General features: G+C 71.8%; 13 protein-coding genes. 8 read left to right on the top strand and 5 right to left on the bottom strand.

Annotation, left to right across the window (positions count from 1 at the left end):
* Positions 1 to 22 precede the first annotated feature (22 nt).
* Genes OHS17_RS11065 through OHS17_RS11040 form a run of 6 tightly spaced genes read left to right on the top strand, consistent with a single transcriptional unit; the run spans position 23 to position 6260 of the window.
* Positions 23 to 868: an STAS domain-containing protein gene (locus OHS17_RS11065; RefSeq protein ID WP_330312018.1), complete on the top strand. Its 846-nt coding sequence runs from the start codon at positions 23 to 25 to the stop codon at positions 866 to 868.
* Positions 865 to 1242 (top strand): STAS domain-containing protein, encoded by a 378-nt coding sequence (locus tag OHS17_RS11060; RefSeq protein WP_330312017.1) that lies wholly within the window; start codon positions 865 to 867, stop codon positions 1240 to 1242. The genes OHS17_RS11065 and OHS17_RS11060 overlap by 4 nt, the downstream gene beginning before the upstream one ends.
* Complete coding sequence (locus tag OHS17_RS11055; RefSeq protein WP_330312016.1) at positions 1239 to 1664, top strand: anti-sigma regulatory factor; 426 nt, start codon at positions 1239 to 1241, stop codon at positions 1662 to 1664. Before OHS17_RS11060 ends, OHS17_RS11055 begins: the two co-directional genes overlap by 4 nt.
* Positions 1652 to 2851, top strand: a complete 1200-nt coding sequence (locus tag OHS17_RS11050; RefSeq protein WP_330312015.1) for an ATP-binding SpoIIE family protein phosphatase — start codon at positions 1652 to 1654, stop codon at positions 2849 to 2851. Before OHS17_RS11055 ends, OHS17_RS11050 begins: the two co-directional genes overlap by 13 nt.
* The gene (locus OHS17_RS11045; RefSeq protein WP_330312014.1) at positions 2848 to 4632 is read left to right on the top strand and encodes a sensor histidine kinase; all 1785 of its coding nucleotides are present in this window, start codon (positions 2848 to 2850) and stop codon (positions 4630 to 4632) included. Before OHS17_RS11050 ends, OHS17_RS11045 begins: the two co-directional genes overlap by 4 nt.
* Positions 4629 to 6260 (top strand): fused response regulator/phosphatase, encoded by a 1632-nt coding sequence (locus OHS17_RS11040; RefSeq protein ID WP_330312013.1) that lies wholly within the window; start codon positions 4629 to 4631, stop codon positions 6258 to 6260. The genes OHS17_RS11045 and OHS17_RS11040 overlap by 4 nt, the downstream gene beginning before the upstream one ends.
* A 65-nt stretch (positions 6261 to 6325) precedes the next feature.
* Here OHS17_RS11040 and pepN (OHS17_RS11035) read toward each other — a convergent pair whose 3' ends face one another.
* Entirely contained in the window at positions 6326 to 8902 is a 2577-nt protein-coding gene (pepN, locus tag OHS17_RS11035; protein WP_330312012.1) for an aminopeptidase N, read from the bottom strand.
* Between the two features lie 114 nt (positions 8903 to 9016).
* Between pepN (OHS17_RS11035) and OHS17_RS11030 the strand changes: the two genes are divergently transcribed.
* Complete coding sequence (locus OHS17_RS11030; RefSeq protein ID WP_330312011.1) at positions 9017 to 9532, top strand: DUF1203 domain-containing protein; 516 nt, start codon at positions 9017 to 9019, stop codon at positions 9530 to 9532.
* Between the two features lie 49 nt (positions 9533 to 9581).
* On the opposite strand, the gene OHS17_RS11025 is transcribed toward OHS17_RS11030, so the two are convergent.
* The 4 genes from OHS17_RS11025 to pepN (OHS17_RS11010) form a co-directional block, all read right to left on the bottom strand.
* Entirely contained in the window at positions 9582 to 10610 is a 1029-nt protein-coding gene (locus OHS17_RS11025) for an aspartate-semialdehyde dehydrogenase (protein WP_330312010.1), read from the bottom strand.
* A gap of 178 nt (positions 10611 to 10788) precedes the next feature.
* Positions 10789 to 14097, bottom strand: a complete 3309-nt coding sequence (locus OHS17_RS11020) for a S8 family serine peptidase (protein WP_330312009.1) — start codon at positions 14095 to 14097, stop codon at positions 10789 to 10791.
* Positions 14098 to 14317: 220 nt separating this feature from the next.
* Complete coding sequence (locus OHS17_RS11015; protein ID WP_330312008.1) at positions 14318 to 15361, bottom strand: hypothetical protein; 1044 nt, start codon at positions 15359 to 15361, stop codon at positions 14318 to 14320.
* A gap of 104 nt (positions 15362 to 15465) precedes the next feature.
* Positions 15466 to 18057 carry an aminopeptidase N gene (gene pepN, locus OHS17_RS11010; protein WP_330312007.1) on the bottom strand — a complete coding sequence of 864 codons (2592 nt, stop codon included), beginning with the start codon at positions 18055 to 18057 and terminating at the stop codon, positions 15466 to 15468.
* 144 nt (positions 18058 to 18201) lie between these two features.
* Between pepN (OHS17_RS11010) and OHS17_RS11005 the strand changes: the two genes are divergently transcribed.
* Positions 18202 to 18852, top strand: a complete 651-nt coding sequence (locus OHS17_RS11005) for a mycothiol-dependent nitroreductase Rv2466c family protein (protein ID WP_330312006.1) — start codon at positions 18202 to 18204, stop codon at positions 18850 to 18852.
* Positions 18853 to 18867 lie beyond the last annotated feature (15 nt).

Genomic DNA, 18867 nt, shown 5'->3' with positions numbered 1-18867 from the left:
TGAGGCAGAGGGAGCCAAGTCGGTGACGAAACAGGAAATATCGGCCAGGTTGGCCGAACTGCTCTCGACGCAGCAGGAATCGCTCGGCGGAGCCTGGGTGGAGACGGTCGCCCGCACGCTGCGCGGGCGCATCTCGCTCGCCGAACTGGAGCGGGAGCTGCGCGACCTCTACGCGGCCCTGGTCCAGGGCCTGCGCGGAGACGGCCTCGACTGGCGGGGCGACGCCTACGGGGAGCTGCGCGCGCTGCTCGCCGAGCTCTCCCGGGCGCGTGCCCGCCAGGGATTCACCCCGACCGAGACCGCCACCAGCGTCCTCGCCGCCAAGGACGTCCTCGCGCCCACCGAGGACACCCCGGCCGACGACGTCCGGTCCTACCTCCAGCTCAGCAAGCTGATCGACGCCCTCGGACTCTTCACTCTCGAGGTGTACGCGAAGACCCGCGAAGAGGTCATCAGCGCGCAGGCCGAGCAGCTCATGGAGCTGTCCACTCCTGTGGTGAAGCTGTGGGAGGGCGTGGTCGCCGTACCGCTGGTCGGCACCCTCGACTCGGCCCGCACCCAGGTGGTGATGGAGAAGCTTCTCCAGGCCCTCGTCGACACCGGCTCCGACCAGGCCATCATCGACATCACCGGCGTTCCCGCCGTGGACACCGAGGTGGCCCAGCACCTGCTCAAGACGGTGGTGGCCGCCCGGCTGATGGGCGCCGACTGCATCATCTCCGGCATCCGCCCCCAGATCGCCCAGACGATCGTCGCGCTCGGCATCCAGTTCGGGGACATCGTGACCAAGTCGACGTTGGCCGACGCGCTCAAGCACGCGCTGCGCCGGACCGGCACGGACCTCGGCAAGACCGGCGGCCCGGCGTGAGCGAGCGCGTACCCGTACTGAAGATCGGAGACGTCCTCCTCGTCTCCATCCAGGTCGAGCTGGAGGACCAGGTCGTCCTTCAGCTCCAGGACGACCTCGCGGCCCGGATCGTGGAGTCCGGCGCCACCGGTGTGGTCATCGACATCACCGCCGTGGAGATCGTCGACTCCTTCGTGGGCCGCATGCTCGCGACCACGGCCTCCATCTCCCGACTGCTTGACGCGCAGACCGTCGTCGTCGGCATGCGGCCCGCCGTCGCCATCACCCTGGTGGAACTGGGCCTCTCCCTCGGCGGCGTGCGCACGGCCCTCACCCTGGAGAAGGGACTGGAGATCCTGGCCCGGCGCGGCGATGCCAGTCCGGCCGGACGATGAATACCTCCCCGGTCGTCCCCGACGCCGAGCACGAGACCGTGCCGATATCCAGCAACGACGACGTGGTCCGGGCCCGGCAGCTGGTGCGCACGCTCGCCCAGCGCTGCAAGCTCTCCCTGGTCGACCAGACCAAGCTCGTCACCGCCGCGAGCGAACTGGCCCGCAACACCCTGGTGTACGGCGGCGGCGGGGTCATGCGCGCGGGCCTGGTGCGCCGCGACGGCAGGACCGGGGTGACCGCGGTCTTCGAGGACTCCGGTCCCGGCATCCCCGACATCGAGCAGGCCCTGACCGACGGCTGGACGTCCGGCGGCGGGCTCGGCCTCGGGCTGAGCGGGGCGCGCCGGCTGGTCGACGACTTCGTGCTGGACACGGAGCCGGGCAGCGGGACCCAGGTCGCGGTGACCAAATGGGCACGCTGACCCATCCCGTTCTGGATGCCGAAGACGTGGTCTGGCTCCGGGACCAGGAAGCACTGCCCGCGGCGGCCCGGGTCGCCGCCCTGGCGCTCGGCCGGCGCATCGGCCTCGACGAGCAGCGCTGCGCAGAGGTCGCCCTCGCGGTCAGCGAGGCGGCCACCAACCTGCGCAGGCACGCCGTGGAGGGCTCCTTCCTGCTGCGCGCCGTACGGACGCCCAGCGACGCGGGGCTCGAATTCGTCACCCTGGACGAGGGGCCCGGCATGGCGGACATCGCACACGCCCTCTCCGACGGCACCTCCACCGCCGGCACCCTCGGGATCGGCCTCGGCACCATCTCCCGCCTCGCCGACTCCTTCGACCTGCACTCCCTGCCCGGCCGGGGCACCGTGCTGACCGCCCGGTTCTGGCAGCGGGAGGCGGCTGGCCGGATGGCCGCCCTGGGCCGCCCCGTGGTCGAGGGCCTGACCAGGACGATCACCGGGGAAGAGATCTGCGGGGACGCCTGGGCCGCCCGCCGCGTCCCCGGCAACCACCTCGCGGAGCAGGCGTCCGCGCCGCGCCCGGCCCGGGACACCCGCCCCGCGAGGGACGAGACCCTCGGCTGGGCGCAGCTGACCGGCTACCGGCAGCCGGGGACCGCCGGCCCCGTACCCGGCCGGGGGGAAGCCGGGCCCGGCGGGCAGGCCCTCCTGGTACTCCTCTGCGACGGCCTGGGCCACGGGCCCCTCGCCGGGCGCGCGGCCCAGGCCGCGGTGGCCGCGTTCCGCGAGACCCGGGCCGAGCAGCCCGAAGCGATCATGAAGCACATCCACCAGGCCCTGCGCGGCGGCCGGGGCGGTGCCGTCGCCGTCGTCCGCGTCGAGCCGAGCACCGGCACCCTGGCCTTCTGCGGAGTCGGCAATGTGAGCACCTTCGTGGTCGATCCCGCGACCGGCACCCGCCGCTCCCTGCCGTCGGCGCCCGGCATCGTGGGCCACCAGCTGCCGACCCTGCGGACCGTACGACAGGAACTGCCCGGGAACAGCGCGGTGATCATGCACTCCGACGGCCTCACGGAACGCTGGCGGGCGGAGTCGATGCCCGGTTTCCTCGAACGAACCCCCCTCGTCGCCGCCGCCCAGCTGCTGCGCGAAGCGGGCGTGCGCCGGGACGACGCCGGCGTCGTGGTGGCGAAAGGATGCTGGTGAACAGCTTCACGGCGCTCGGCGCAGACCCGCTCGTGTCCTTCCCCCTCACCACGGAGCAGGATGTCTTCCTGCTGCGCCGCAGCGGCAAGTCGGCCGCCGAGGCGCTCGGGGTGGAGAAGCAGGACCAGATCCGGCTCGCCACCGCGCTGAGCGAGCTGGGCCGGGATCTCCTGGGCTCCGACGGGCTGACCGTCGCCTTCGGGGTGACCCGCCGCCCGCTGCCGCTCCTGCTCGTCGGCATGGACTGGACGGAGGACCGGGACCTCGGTGGCGAGGCCGTCCAGGCCGCCTCCCGGCTCGTGGCCGTGCACTACACCCCGTCCGAGCACACGGTGACCGTCGAGCAGCCGCTCACCTCGGACGGCAGGGCGGCCGAGGCGATCGAGCAGGTGCGCGAAGCCGTCCTGGCCCACACGGAGGCCGGGGTGCCCGACGACAGCCGGGCGCAGACCAGCGACCTGATCGCCGCGCTCGTCGAGTCCCGGGCCCAGCGCGAGGAGCTGCGCCGCCTGAACGACGAGCTGGAGGAGACCAACCGGGGCGTCGTGGCGCTCTACTCCGAGCTGTCCGAGGAACTGGAGGAGACCAACCGGGGCGTCGTGGCCCTCTACGCGGAGCTGGAGGAAAAGTCCCGCCTGCTGCGCGAGGCCAGCGAGGCCAAGACCAGGTTCTGGGCCAACGTCAGCCACGAGCTGCGCACCCCGGTCAACTCGGTCGTCGGCCTGGCCCGCCTGCTGCTCGAATTCGACGGGGAGCGGCTGGACGAGGAGCAGCGCCGGCAGATCGGCCTCATCTCGGCGTCGGGCGCCACCCTGCTCGCCCTGGTCGACGAACTCCTCGACGTCGCCAAGGCCGAGTCCGGCCGCCTGGAACCTCACTGGGCGCCGGTGGACCTGCGCGCCGCTCTCGGTCAGCTGCGCGGCACCCTGCGCGGATTCGAGTCCCCGGGCGCCGCCGAACTGATCGTGGCCGAGTCCGGTCTGAGCATCGTCAGCGACGAGGTCATGCTCATCCGTGTCCTGCGCAACCTCCTGTCGAACGCCTTGAAGTTCACGCCCTCGGGGACCGTGCGCCTCGACGTGGCGGCGGACCGGGCGGACGGACGCGACCGGGTCGTCTTCACCGTGTCGGACACCGGGATCGGCATCCCGGAGGAGGAACAGCAGCAGATCTTCGAGGAGTTCTACCAGGTACGCGGCCTCCACCAGCGCGGACGCAGCGGCACCGGCCTCGGCCTGCCCTACGCCCGCCGCCTCACCGAACTCCTGGGCGGCAGACTCGAACTGACCAGTGAGCCCGGTTCCGGCACCGTGGTCACCGTGATGCTGCCGGCCGACGGGCGGCCCGCCGCCCAGGCCGGCCCGGACGAGCCGACGACGCCCGTCGTGGCCGTCCTGGTCACCGTGGACGACGACGACTCCTTCCGGGCATCGATCCGGCCACTGCTCGACCGGCTGGCCGGGAGGGTCGTCGAGGTGGCCGAGGGCGGACGGGCGAGCGAAACGGTGCGCCGCGAACGCCCGGACGCCGTCCTCCTCGACCTGCACCTGCCCGACCTCGACGGGTACGGCGTACTGGCGGAACTCGCCGCCGACCCGGCGCTCGCCGCCGTACCGGTCGTCGTGCTCACCTCGACGCCCCCCGGCGACCTCGACCGGGACCGGCTCACCCACGCGCGGGCGGTCCTGGACAAGGGGACGCTGAGTCTTCCCGAGCTGGCCGCCGCACTCGCGGGCTCCTCCGACGCCGAGCCTGCCCGCCGGGAGGAGGGCCCCGCATGACCACGCAACAACACCGGGACGGTGCCGCGGCGACGGTGCTCGTGCTGGACGACAACGAGACGAACCGCTACATCGTCGGCAGCTGGCTGCGCCGGGCGGGCCACACCGTCGTGGAGGCCGCCGACGGCACGGAGGGGCTGGCCCTGCTCGCCGCCGCTCCCGACGGCGAGCTGCCCGAACTCGCCGTCGTGGACGTCAAGCTGCCCGACATGAGCGGCTTCGAGGTGTGCGAGCAGATCAAGGCCGACCCGCGCACCGCCTCGCTGCCCGTCATCCACGTCTCGGCGACCGCGATCGAGCTGAGCGACCGGACGCAGGGCCTCCACCGGGGCGCCGACGCCTATCTCACCGAACCGATCGCCCCGGACGAGCTGCTGGCCACCGTCACCGCCGCGCTGCGCTACGCCCGCGCCCGCCGCCGTGCCGAGCGCCTCGCCATCCGCGTCGCCGCCCTCAACCGAAGCACCCTGGCCGTCTACGCGGCGAAGGACGGGGAGGCGTTCACCTCCGCCGCGGCGGCCGGGGCCGCGACGCTGATGGAGTCGCCCGCCGTCGCCATCGGCCTCAGCCCCGACAACCGCGTGCTGCACCTGGCCGCCGCGCCCGATCCCAGCGGCGCCCGGACCGGCACGGCCCAGCCGGACGAGCGGCTGCTGGACCTCCTCACCGAGAAGGCCCTCGGCGACCGGACCGGGACGGAGCCCGCCGTCCTGACCGGCGCCGAGTGGCGGGCCCTCACCTGCCGCGAGGACGACTGCGCGGACGTCTTCCCCGGAGACGTCGCCCTCGTGCTCGCCCGCACCAAGCGGGGCCGGCCGCCCGTCGCCTTCGCCGTCGGGGCCGAGGCGCTCACCGGTGCCGACGACCGCGAACTGCTCTCGCAGCTGGCCCAGGCGGGTGCGCTGGCCCTCGAAGCGCTGCGCATCCGCAGCGAGGAGCACGCGCTCGTGCTCACCCTCCAGCGCACCTTCCTGCCCGATCGGCTGCCCGAGGTGCCCGGGGTGGACCTGGCCGTGCGCTACGAACCGGCCGCCGACGACGCCGAGATCGGCGGCGATTTCTACGAGGCCATCCGCACCCCGGACGGCCTGCTGCTCGCCATCGGGGACGTGGCGGGACACTCGCTCAAGGCCGCCATGATCATGGGTGAGGTGCGGCACGCCCTGCGCGCGTACGCCATCGAGGGCCACGACCCGCAGTCCCTGCTGAAGAACCTCGACGCGCTGCTGGTGCGCCTGCGCCCGTCCATGACGGTCACGGTCTGCCTCGTCCTCGTCGAACCCGGGGGGCGCCGCATCCAGGTGGCCAACGCCGGCCACATCCCGCCCCTGCTCCGGCACCCGGACGGGACCACCCGCTACCTGACCGAGCACGGTCCCCTCCTGGGGCTCAACCTCCCGCACCCGCCACCCGTCACCCACGACGTGCCGGAGGGCTCCACGCTGCTGCTGGTCACGGACGGCCTGATCGAGGTGGTCGGCGAGGACCTGGACACGAGCCTGCGGAAGCTGAGCGACACCCTCTCCCGGGCGCCGTCCGGGATCGAGGAGCTGTGCGACCGGCTGCTGGCCTCCTTCGGCCAGGGCAAGACGGACGACATCGCCCTCCTCGCCGCCCGCCTCGACTGAACCCGGCCGGGTGGCGTCACCGAGGGGGCGCCCCGCCGTGGGACGCCCCCTCGGTGCCGTTCACGTCACGCGGTCGCGGCCGCCGCGTCCGCCGTACGGGCCCGCAGGGCGCGCTCCACGCCCGAGCGGGACTCCGACATCAGCCGGCGCAGACCCGCGCCCGGCTCGGCCGAGGCCAGCCAGGCGTCCGTGGCGTCCAGGGTCTCCTGCGAGACCTGGAGCGCCGGGTACAGGCCGATCGCGACCTGCTGGGCCATCTCGTGGCTCCGAGAGTCCCAGACGCCCTTCACCGAGGCGAAGAACTTCTCCGTGTACGGGGCCAGCAGCTCGCGCTGGTCCGTCTGCACGAAGCCGGCGATGACCGCCTCCTGGAGCGAGTTCGGCAGCTTGTCGGACTCCACGACCGACGCCCACGCCTCGGCCTTCGCCTCCTCGCTGGGCCGCGCCGCACGGGCGGAGGCCGCGTGGCGCTCGCCCGCCGCCGTCCGGTCCCGCGCGTACTCGGCGTCGATCTCCTCCTCGTCGATGAGCCCGGTGGCGGCGAGCCGCTGGACGAACGCCCAGCGCAGCTCGGTGTCCACGGCCAAACCCTCGATCGCCTCGGCGCCGTCGAGCAGCGAGCGGAGCAGGTCCAGCTGCTGCGGGGTGCGCGCGGTGGCCGCGAAGGCGCGCGCCCAGGCCAGCTGGTGGTCGCTGCCCGGCTGCGCCGCGCGCAGGTGCGCGAGCGTCGCGTCGGTCCACTGCGTCAGGCCCGCCTCGCGCCACTGCGGCGTCGCGTACAGGTCGATCGCGGTCTTGACCTGGCGGTGCAGCGACTGCACGACGCCGATGTCCGACTCCTTGCCGATCCCCGAGAGGACCAGGGAGAGGTAGTCGCGGGTGGCCAGCTCGCCGTCGCGGGTCATGTCCCAGGCGGACGCCCAGCACAGGGCGCGCGGCAGCGACTCGGTGAAGTCGCCCAGGTGCTCGGTGACGACCCGCAGCGACTCCTCGTCCAGGCGGACCTTCGCGTACGACAGGTCGTCGTCGTTGAGCAGGATGACGGCCGGGCGCGCGGTTCCGGCCGGGAACGGCACGGTGGTGCGCTCGCCGTCGACGTCCAGCTCGATCCGGTCCGTGCGCACCAGCTTGCCCTCGGCGTCGAGGTCGTAGCAGCCGATGGCGATCCGGTGCGGGCGCAGCGTCGGCTCGCCCTTGGCGCCGGCGGGCAGCGCGGGCGCCTCCTGGAGCACGGTGAACGAGGTGACGTGACCGTTCTCGTCGGTCTCGATCTCCGGGCGCAGGATGTTGATCCCGGCCGTCTCCAGCCACGCCTTCGACCAGGTCTTCAGGTCGCGGCCGGAGGTCTCCTCCAGCGCGCCCAGCAGGTCGGCCAGGCGCGTGTTGCCGAAGGCGTGCGCCTTGAAGTACGCCTGGACGCCCTTGAAGAACTCGTCCATGCCGACGTACGCCACCAGCTGCTTCAGGACCGAGGCGCCCTTGGCGTACGTGATGCCGTCGAAGTTGACCAGGACGTCGTCCAGGTCGCGGATGTCGGCCATGATCGGGTGGGTCGACGGCAGCTGGTCCTGCCGGTAGGCCCACGTCTTCATGGAGTTGGCGAACGTGGTCCAGGAGTGCGGCCACCCCGAGCCCTCGGCGTACGCCAGGCAGGCGATCGAGGTGTACGTGGCGAACGACTCGTTCAGCCAGAGGTCGTTCCACCACTCCATCGTGACGAGGTCGCCGAACCACATGTGGGCCAGCTCGTGCAGGATGGTCTCGGCGCGCGTCTCGTACGCCGCGTCCGTCACCTTCGACCGGAAGACGTACTGGTCGCGGATGGTGACCGCGCCGGCGTTCTCCATCGCGCCCGCGTTGAACTCCGGGACGAAGAGCTGGTCGTACTTGGCGAACGGGTAGGCGTAGTCGAACTTCTCCTGGAACCAGTCGAAGCCCAGCCGGGTCACGTCGAAGATCGCGTCCGCGTCCAGGTACTCGGCGAGCGAGGGCCGGCAGTAGATGCCCAGCGGGACGGTCCGGCCGTCCTTCTCGTAGCTGCTGTGCACCGAGTGGTACGGGCCGACGATCAGCGCGGTGATGTACGAGGAGATACGCGGCGTCGGCTCGAACGACCAGACGTCGTCCTTCGGCTCCGGCGTCGGCGAGTTGGAGATCACGGTCCAGCCGGACGGGGCCTTCACGGTGAACCGGAAGGTCGCCTTCAGGTCGGGCTGCTCGAAGCTCGCGAAGACGCGGCGCGCGTCCGGCACCTCGAACTGGGTGTAGAGGTACGCCTGCTGGTCGACCGGGTCGACGAAGCGGTGCAGGCCCTCGCCGGTGTTGGTGTACGCGCAGTCCGCGACGACCTTCAGCTCGTTGGCCCCGGCCTGCAGGTGCGGCAGCGTGATGCGCGAGTCGCGGAACACCGCCGCGACGTCCAGCGCCCTGCCGTTCAGCTCGACCTCGTGCACCGCGGGGGCGACCAGGTCGATGAAGGTCTCCGCACCGGCTTCGGCGGAGTCGAAACGCACGACGGTGACGGACCGGTAGGTCCCGCCCTCCTGCGCTCCGGAGAGGTCGAGATCGATCTCGTACGCGTCCACGGTCAGCAGGCGCGCCCGCTCCTGTGCCTCTTCGCGGGTCAGATTCGTGCCAGGCACGCGGTCATCTCCTTGCTCTGTGATGTTTCCCGCCATACTTCCACGGGACCCACACTCAGGGCGATGTCCGTTTTCCGCCGGACCGGCACGTTCCGGCGCGGCACGCTCGGGACCATGACCACTTACGAGGCACGCGCGATCGAACCGGACGCGCTGAAGGAACTCCGGGAGACCGACGACGCCGGCCGCCCCTGCGTCCCGTACACCGCCACCGAGGCCGGCGACCCGCTCCGGTGCTGCCTGCGCGGCAGCGAACCGGGGGAGCGCATCGCCCTCGTCTCCTACGCCCCGCTGCGCCGCTGGGCCTCGGCGACCTGGGCCCGCCCGGGGGCGTACGACGAGCAGGGTCCGGTCTTCATCCACGCCGAGGAGTGCGAGGGGCCGGAGCCCGGCCGGACGGGCTACCCGTTCTCCCGCGCGGGCGCCCTGCGCACCGTGCGCCGCTACGACGCGGACGGCCACATCGTGGGCGGCCGCCTCCTGGAGATCCCCGAGGACGAGGAGCGCGGGTACGACGAGGCGTTCACGGAGGCCTTCGCGGACCCGGCGGTGGCACTGGTGCACGTACGCGCGGTGGAGTACGGCTGCTGGCACTTCGAGGTGCGTGGATCAAGCCCCTCCGGCGATTGAGGAGCGGGGGTCCGGGGGCAGCGCCCCCGAACCCCACGGCACCCCGGCTTCAGCCGGCAAGCTCCGCTGCGACGAGCTCCGCGATCTGGACCGCGTTCAGCGCCGCGCCCTTGCGCAGGTTGTCGTTGGAGACGAACAGCGCGAGACCGTTCTCCGCGGTCTCGTCGTTGCGGATGCGCCCCACGTACGACGCGTCCTTGCCCGCGGCCTGCAGCGGCGTCGGGATCTCGGACAGCTCGACGCCCGGCGCGTCCTTCAGCAGCTCGTACGCGCGCTCCACCGACACCGGCCGGGCGAAGCGGGCGTTGACCTGGAGCGAGTGGCCGGAGAAGACCGGGACGCGGACACAGGTGCCGGAGACCTTCAGCTCCGGGATCTCCAGGATCTTCCGGGACTCGTTGCGGAGCTTCTGCTCCTCGTCCGTCTCGAAGGAGCCGTCGTCCACGATGGACCCGGCCAGCGGCAGCACGTTGAAGGCGATGGGGCGCTTGTAGACACCCGGCTCCGGGAAGTCCACGGCCGAGCCGTCGTGCGTGAGCTTGTCCGCGTCGGCGACGACCTTGGACGCCTGGCCGTGCAGCTCGGCGACCCCGGCGAGACCGGAGCCGGAGACCGCCTGGTACGTGGCGACGGTCAGCGCTTCGAGCCCCGCCTCCTCGTGCAGCGGGCGCAGCACGGGCATCGCGGCCATCGTGGTGCAGTTCGGGTTGGCGATGATGCCCTTGGGGCGGTCCGCGATCGCGTGCGGGTTGACCTCGGAGACGACCAGCGGGACCTGGGGGTCCTTGCGCCAGGCGGAGGAGTTGTCGATCACGACGGCGCCCTGCGAGGCGACCTTCTCGGCGAGCGCCTTCGAGGTCGCGCCACCGGCCGAGAACAGCACGATGTCCAGGCCCGTGTAGTCGGCCGTGGAGGCGTCCTCGACGGTGATCCCGCGTCCCTGCCACTCGATGACGGAGCCCGCCGAGCGCGCGGAGGCGAACAGCCGCAGCTCGTCGGCCGGGAACTTCCGCTCGGCCAGGATGCTGCGCATGACTGTGCCGACCTGACCGGTGGCGCCGACGATTCCGACCTTCACAGGAACTCCCTCAGACGTACGAACGGGCACGGTTGCCGCTCCATGATGCGTATGTCCACGGCCGCCTTGTCCAATCCATTGTCCGACCTGCGGACGAGTGGCGCGCAGCACAGTGGGGCGGGTGCCCGGTGAGCACCCGCCCCACTGCCGTTCGGATCACATGTTCAGCACCGTGTGGCTACGGCGTGACCTTCTCGATCACGACGCTGCCGGTGCCCGCCGCGGTGCCCCGGGCGTTCACGAGGCTGACCTCGCCGAAGAACTGCCGCCCCTCGGGAGCCGCACCGGCCACCTTCACCTCGGCGCCGACCTGGGCGGACGCGCCGGCGGCCAGGTTCACGGCCTTCGACTCGTCCACGGAGATCGTGCCGAGCGACGCGGAGTAGTACACGTCGCGGTAGTCGTACTCGGTGGTCCCGGACGGGACGTCGTACCCGTCGATGACGACGGTGTACGTGCCGGCGGCCGGCTTCACCAGGCTGACGGACTCCTCGGAACCGGCCGTGGTGGAGGAGCCGACCTCGGCGCTCCCCTTGTACAGGTACAGGTCGAGGTCGGCGTTGGCGTCGCTCGTACCGCCGATGGCGACGTCCAGCTTCTCGACGCCCTCACCGATGGTGACCTCCTTGGTGTACGTGCCACCGGTGGAGATCGACGGGCGCTCGACGGCGGCCGAGCCCAGCGAGCCGCCCTTGAGCTTGCCCTCCAGGGGACCCGCGTTGTTGGTGACCTTCCAGTCGACCGACGCAGGGGTGCCGATCTTCGCCTCGGCGATGGTCTGCACCGCCGGGTCGAAGGTCGCGCCGAGCAGCGCCACGTCCAGCTTGTACGGGTTGTCCAGCAGCGGCGACGTGCGCCGGGCCTCGACCTCGATCTCCCAGACGCCGGGCTGCGGGTCCGGGTAGGAGCGCGCGTCCGGGCGGCAGGTGTTGGCCGGGTTCTCGTAGTTCGGGTAGCAGAACGGCGTACCGCTGTCGTCCACCGGCACCCCGTACGGGTGGATGGCGATGAAGCGGGTCTGGCTGCCCGAGCGCAGGGCGCTCATCGCGACCTCAAGGGTCTTGGCGCCCTCCGGCACGGTCACGAAGTACGACGTGGTGCCGTTGCGCTGCACCGAGCCGGACGCCTTGAACGCGTAGGACGGCTTCGCCAGCGCCTTGGAGACGACGACCGTCGTCAGGATCTGCTGGTCGGTGCCGGCGGTCTTCTTGTCGTCCAGCTGGAGGATCGCGCTGTGCACGCCCGCGCTGCCCGGCTTCGCCTGGACCTTGACCGTGACCGGCTTGCCCAGCGGGAGCGCGACCTTCTTGGGGCCGACCAGCGAGAAGGTGCCGTCGTCGTACTTCCAGGAGAGCTTGTGCTCGACCTTCTTGTCCGGGCCCGTGGTGCGGGTGACCGTGACGTCGTAGGTCTTCTTCTGGCCGGCCTGGAGGCCGCCCTCGCGGTCGTACAGGCCGGTGCCGAAGCCCGGGGTCTTCAGCGCGAAGTCGATCGCGGTGTCGACGGGGGCCTTGACCGTGTACTCGTGCGCCGGGGCGCCCTGCTTCGCGATCAGCTTCCAGGCGTCCACGATGTTGATCAGACCGGCGCCCTGGGCGTGCGCGGGCACGTCCTTGATCTTGGTCGCGGTGCTGGTCAGCGCGGTGCGCAGGTCGGCCGGGGGCAGCTCGATGTGCTTCTGCTTCGCGGCGGACAGCAGCAGCGCGGTGGCGCCGGCGGCCTGCGGGGAGGCCATCGACGTGCCCTGGAGCATGGAGTAGCCGGCCGGGAGCGAGTAGCCCGCTTCGGCGACCGGCGAACCGGGCAGCCAGGTCTGCGTCGAGTTGATCGACGCGCCGGGCGCCGTCAGGGTCGGCGTGAAGCCGCCGTCCTCACGCGGGCCGCGCGAGGAGAAGGGCAGCATGTCGTACTTCTTGGTGACGTTGGAGCCGTAGTTGGCGGCCCAGGTCTCCTTGGAGATGGACGCGCCGACCGAGATGACGTGGTCGGCGAGGCCGGGGTCACCGATGGTGTTGACGCCGGGGCCGTCGTTGCCGGCCGAGATGACCAGCTGGACGCCGTAGATGTCGACCAGCCGCTTGTACAGCTCGGAGCGGGCGTTGTTGCCGTCGTTCAGCGGCGGCAGGCCGCCGATCGACATGTTGACGACGTCGACGCCGCGGTTCACGACGAGGTCGATCATGCCCTCGGTGAGCGCGATGTTGGTGCAGCCGCCGGACCAGGTGCAGGCGCGCGAGGAGACGATCTTCGCGCCGGGCGCGGCACCGTTCATCTGGCCGCCGAACAGGCCGTTGGCGGCGGTGATGCCGGCGACGTGCGTCCCGTGCTCGGACTCGATGACCCCGATGGAGACGTAGTCGGAGGTGTCGCCGGCCGCGTCGTAGACAACGTCCTTGCGGTTCTCCACGACGAACGGGATGCGCTCCACGACGTCCGTGCGCGGGTTGTCCTTGCCGAAGTAGGAGACCTGGTGCTTCTCCTTGTACGGCTTGAGGGCGGTGTCGTCGCGGAAGTCGCCGTTGTTGTTCAGGTCGACCCGGGAGGCGCCGGTGACCGGGTCGTAGAGCACGGCCCAGGTGTCGGTGGTGTCGCCGTCGCGGTTCAGGTCGCCCGCCATGTCGCCGCCCTTGGTGGCGGCCTCGGCGAACAGGCTGATCCTGTACGAGCCCTTGGGCGCGTTGTACGTACGCCCCTTGTACGTGAACACCGGGCCGGAGACGGCGTCCGTCATCCGTAGCCAGGTGCCGTCGCCGTCGCTCACCGGGTCGGTGGCGGTCACCCAGTCGGTGATCTTGCGCTCACCGGTGGTGGTCTTCTGGAGCGCGGGGTGCGCGATGTCGACGCCCGCGTCCAGGACGCCGATGGTGATCCCGCGGCCGTCGGCCTTCGGGTGCTGCTTCACGAAGTCGACCGCGCCCGTCTCGAAGGACGGGTTGTACGGGTTCTTCGCCGGCGTCTTCTTCCCGGGGGCCGGGTAGCTGCCGGTGGACTTGGCCTTGCTCTTGGCGCCGGTCGCCCGGTCGGCCGCGGGCGTCGGGTCGTCCAGCACGATCTCCTGCTTGAGATCGATGCCGTGGACGGAGCTGAGCTTCGAAGCCGCCTTGATGGTGGCCTCGGCGGTCGCGGTCGGCACGGTCGCGCGTACGTAGCCCAGCTTGTCGTAGGCGCGCCCCAGCACGGAGCCCTTGACGGCGTCCAGCTGCTTGGTGACCTGCTCGGTCGCGCCGGGGGCGGTCGCGACCATCATCGTGACGTTCTTCTCGCCCTTGGCCTTGGCCTTGGTCAGGACCTCGGCGTCGGCGGTGCCCAGCTTGTCCGCCGGAGCGGTGCCGGCGGCCTTGACGGGGGAGGAGGCCGGATCGTCGGCGGCGAAGACGGGGGCGACACCGGTGGCGGCCAGCGCGGCCACCAGACCGGCGGCGGCCGCCACCCGGGCCGCGCGTCTCGCTCCGGATATGGAACCGGGGGATTCGGAGGTCATCAGCATCCCTGTATGTGAAAGAGAGAGTCCGGAAATCGGTACCGGATGACCGCTCACCCTTTCGTAAATGACAGGGGTTTGTGGAGAGTTGTGGGGGGCTTGTTGGGTACATGGCGGGATTCCGCCACCGGTACGGGAGCGTCAGCAGGGACGAACGGGCCGATACGGGACGCGAATTCAGCCATGTGGCGTGAGGGGGACGAGGCGTGAGGTGTGGGGCCCCGGTTCAGCGGGGAAGGATCATCACGTACGCCGCCGGCTCCCGGTCCGCCGCGGCCATCAGCGCTGTCCGGACCACGGCCGCCTGCTGCCCGAGCGCGTCCCGCAGCTTCTTCGGCGTGAGGTGCACGACGGTGACGCCGAGCCGCTCCAGGTGCTCGCGCCGCGCCGCGTACGCCGACCACTCGGCCTCGTGCTTCTCGTCCTGGCGGCTGTGGCGCGGGGCCCTGGCGTCCAGCTCCACCGCGACCGCCTCCTCGGGCCAGTAGGCGTCCACGCGGCCCAGATGCGGGCCGCCGGGCAGCCTCAGGTCCACGTTCCACAGCGGCTCATCGAGCCCGTGCGTGCGCACCATGGCGTACAGCCGCTCCTCCGCCATCGCCCGGCCCTCGGCGAGCAGCGAGTCGATCGCGCCGACCACCTGCGGCCGGCCGAGCACCTTGGCCCGGTTCAGCTCGCCCACCAGCACGGCCGGTTCGCAGTGACCGCCGCGCACCGCCTCGGTGAGCAGCCGGCGCACCGTGACCGCGTCCCCGAGCCCAGCCACCGCGTCCGCCAGCGCCCGTGCCACCGGGGCCACCGGCAGCCCGTCCACCCACTCCGGGCCCGGCGGTTCGGCTGTCCGCAGCAGCCGGGCGTATCCGGCCGAGCGCAGCCGCCGCACCCGGGGCACCAGCACGTCGACCCGCTCCACGGAGGCGGCGGGCGGCGCGGCGGCGAAGCCGTACAGCGAGAGCGCGGCGAGCCCGGTGAGCACCGCGTCGCCGTACGCCGGGTCCGCGGTACGCCCGGGGGCGGGGCGACGTCCGGAGGCCGGCGGGCGGCCCGCGTACAGCAGGGCGGACCGCAGCCGCTCCGGGCCGCTGAGCTCCCCGGGGTGCAGGACGAAGACGCCGGGCAGCGGCTGCTGCCACGGACCGCCGTCCCCGCACCGCTCCACCGCCCGCCCGACGGGCACGCCCATCGCCTTCAACTGGGCGGCGGAGAAGACGCGTTGATGCCCACGGGAGGGGACGGGGCGGCCGGACTGGAGCGGGGTGTTCTGGGTCATGCTCCGGTGTATCCCGCCAACGGCCCGGTCTTTAACCGTTGTTACAGGCCCGTCGACATACCCGGACAAGAACACCGTTCTGCATCGCCATCCGGCCGGGCGCCCTACGCCACCGAGTCCGCCGCCTGCGCCCGCAGGCCCCGCGCCAGGTCGTCCCGGGCCTCCAGCACCAGCCGCCGCAGCGCGGGCGCCGCGTCGGGCCGGGCCGCCAGCCACGCGTCGGTCGCCTCCAGCGTCGCCGGGTCGTCCTGCAGGGACGGGAACAGCCCCCGGACCACGGCCATCCCGATCTGGATCGACCGCTCGGCCCAGACCCGCTCGATCGCCTCGAAGTACCGCGCGGCGTACGGCGCCAGCAGCTCCCGCTGGGAGGACTGCGCGAAGCCCGCGATCGTCGCCTCCACCAGGGCGTTGGACAGCGCGTCCGACTCCACGACGTCCGCCCACGCCCGGGCCTTCACCTCGGCGGACGGCCGCGAGGCCAGGCACCGTACGTGGTGCCGCTTGCCGGAGGCCGTGTCGTCGCGGGCCAGCTCCGCGTCGACCGCCGCCTCACCGGCCGCGCTGTGGGCGACCAGCGGGGACAGGAACGCCCAGCGCAGCTCCTGGTCGACGTCGAGCCCGTCGATCCGGGCGGTGCCGTCGAGCAGCCCGGACAGCAGCTGGAAGTCGGAGTCCGACGCGGCGACCGACGCGAAGAACCGGGCCCAGGCGAGCTGGTGCTCGCTGCCCGGCTCGGCGAGCCGCAGTTCGCCGAGCGCGCCCTCGGCCAGCGCCCGGCCGCCCTCCTCGCGCCACGCGGGAGCCGCGTAGTTCACGAGCGCGCCGCGCGTCCAGGCGTGCAGCATCTGAAGGACACCGATGTCCGTCTCGCGCCCGGCGAAGGCCAGGACCAGCGAGACGAAGTCGCGGGCGGGCATCAGCCCGTCGCGGGTGAGGTTCCACAGCGCCGACCAGCACAGCGCCCGGGCCAGCGGGTCCGTGATGTCGCCCAGGTGCGCGCGCAGCGTGGCGAGCGACACCTCGTCGAAGCGGACCTTGCAGTACGTCAGGTCGTCGTCGTTGACGAGGATCAGCTCGGGCCGCTCGGCCCCGGCCAGCTCCCCGATCACGGTGCGCGGACCCGACACATCCGCCTCGGCACGCGCGTAACGCACCAGCGCGCCCTCGGTGTCGCGGCGGTACAGGCCGACGGCGACCCGGTGCGGCCGCAGCTCCGGGTGGGACTCGGCGGCCTCCTGGAGGACGGCCAGCTCGGTGATCCGGCCGGCCGCGTCGTACGTCGCCACCGGGGTCATCGAGTTGACGCCCGCGGTCTGCAGCCAGGAGCGCGACCACGCGGTCATGTCCCGGCCGGACGTCTCGGACAGCACCGACAGCAGGTCCCCGAGCCGGGTGTTCCCGTACGCGTGCTTCTTGAAGTAGCGCCGCGCGCCCTCCAGGAACGCCTCCCGGCCCACGTACGCCACGAGCTGCTTGAGGACGGAGGCGCCCTTCGCGTACGTGATGCCGTCGAAGTTCAGCTTGGCGTCCTCCAGGTCACGGATGTCGGCCGTGATCGGGTGGGTGGACGGCAGCTGGTCGGCGCGGTACGCCCAGGACTTGCGGTTGTTGGCGAAGGTGATCCAGCCGTCCTCGAAGCGGGTCGCGCCGGTCATCGCGAAGACGCCCATGAAGTCCGCGAAGGACTCCTTCAGCCACAGGTCGTCCCACCACTGCATGGTGACGAGGTCCCCGAACCACATGTGCGCCATCTCGTGCAGGATGACGTTGGCCCGGCCCTCGTACGCCGCCCGCGTCACCTTGCCGCGGAAGATGTACTCCTCGCGGAACGTGACACAGCCCGGGTTCTCCATCGCGCCGAGGTTGTACTCCGGCACGAACGCCTGGTCGTACTTCCCGAACGGGTACGGGTAGTCGAAGTTCTCGTGGAAGAAGTCCAGGCCCTGCTTGGTGATCAGGAAGATGTCGTCGGAGTCGAAGTACTTGGCGAGCCCCTTGCGGCACATCGCGCCGAGCGGGATCTCCAGCGTCGTGCCGTCCTCGAAGCTCCGGCTGTAGGAGTCGGTGACGTAGTGGTACGGACCGGCGACGACCGCCGTGATGTACGTCGAGATCGGCTCGGTCTCCGCGAACCGCCACACGCCGCCCTCGCGGGACTCCTCCGCGCCGTTGCTCCACACCGTCCACTCGGCGGGCGCCGTCACCCGGAAGCGGTACGGGGCCTTGAGGTCGGGCTGTTCGAAGTTGGCGAAGACGCGGCGGGCGTCCGCCGGCTCGTACTGGGTGTAGAGGTAGACCTCGCCGTCCTCCGGGTCCACGAAGCGGTGCATGCCCTCGCCGGTCCGGCTGTACGCGCACTGCGCGTCGACCACCAGGACGTGTTCGCCCTCCGCCAGGTCCGCCAGCGCGATCCGCGCCCCGTCGAACACGGCCGCCGGGTCCAGCGCGGTGCCGTCCAGCGTCACCGCGCTGACCGAGGGGGCGATGAGGTCCGCGAAGGTGGACGCGCCGCCGCGCGCCGCGCGGAACCGGATCGTCGTCACCGAGCGGAAGGTCAGCGGACCGCCCGCCGGGTCGTCCCCGCCGGGGCCGCCGGTCGCGGAGCGGACGTCGAGTTCGACGTCGTAACCGTCGACGGTCAGCAGCTCGGCCCGCTCACGGGCCTCGTCTCGGGACAGGTTCTCGCCGGGCACGGCACACTCCTTTGTGTCACGTTCGAATAGTTTGATCCTCCCATGCCGCCCTCCCGACCCGCGGGCGGGAATGGCCGGAGCGTGCTGCGGTGTTCTCGGGCACAGACTTTCGCACCGACGCGATCCGTCCGTTCGAGGAGAGAGATGTCTGACAACAGCACGGCGACCGGCAGGACCCCCGTCGACTTCTGGTTCGACCCGCTCTGCCCCTGGGCCTGGATGACCTCCCGCTGGATGCTGGAGGTGGAGAAGGTCCGCGACGTCGAGGTCCGCTGGCACGTCATGAGCCTGGCCGTACTCAACGAGGACCGGCTCGACGAGCTGCCCGCCGAGTACCGCGACATGCTGGAGAACAAGGCGTGGGGCCCGGTCCGCGTCGTGATCGCCGCCCAGCAGCTGCACGGCGACGAGGTCGTCGGCCCGCTCTACACCGCGCTCGGCACCCGCTTCCACAACCGCGGCGAGGGCCCGACCCGCGAGGCCGTCGAGAACGCCCTCAAGGACGTCGGCCTCCCCGTCGAGCTCGCCGCCCACGCGGACTCCGACACCTACGACACCGAGCTGCGCGCCTCCCACAAGGAGGGCATCGAGAAGGTGGGCCAGGAGGTCGGCACCCCGGTCATCGCCGTCCCCGGCGCCGACGGCGAGCAGATCGCCTTCTTCGGCCCGGTCGTCACCCCGGCCCCCAAGGGCGAGGAGGCCGCGAAGCTCTGGGACGGCACCCTGATGGTCGCCTCGATCCCCGGCTTCTACGAGATCAAGCGCACCCGCACCCAGGGCCCGATCTTCGACTGACCGTCCGACGGCGGC

The organism is Streptomyces sp. NBC_00523 (assembly GCF_036346615.1).
In the GTDB taxonomy this organism is placed as follows: Bacteria; Actinomycetota; Actinomycetes; order Streptomycetales; family Streptomycetaceae; genus Streptomyces.
Note: the sequence above shows the minus strand (reverse complement) of the source record. Positions and strands in the feature narration are given on the sequence as shown.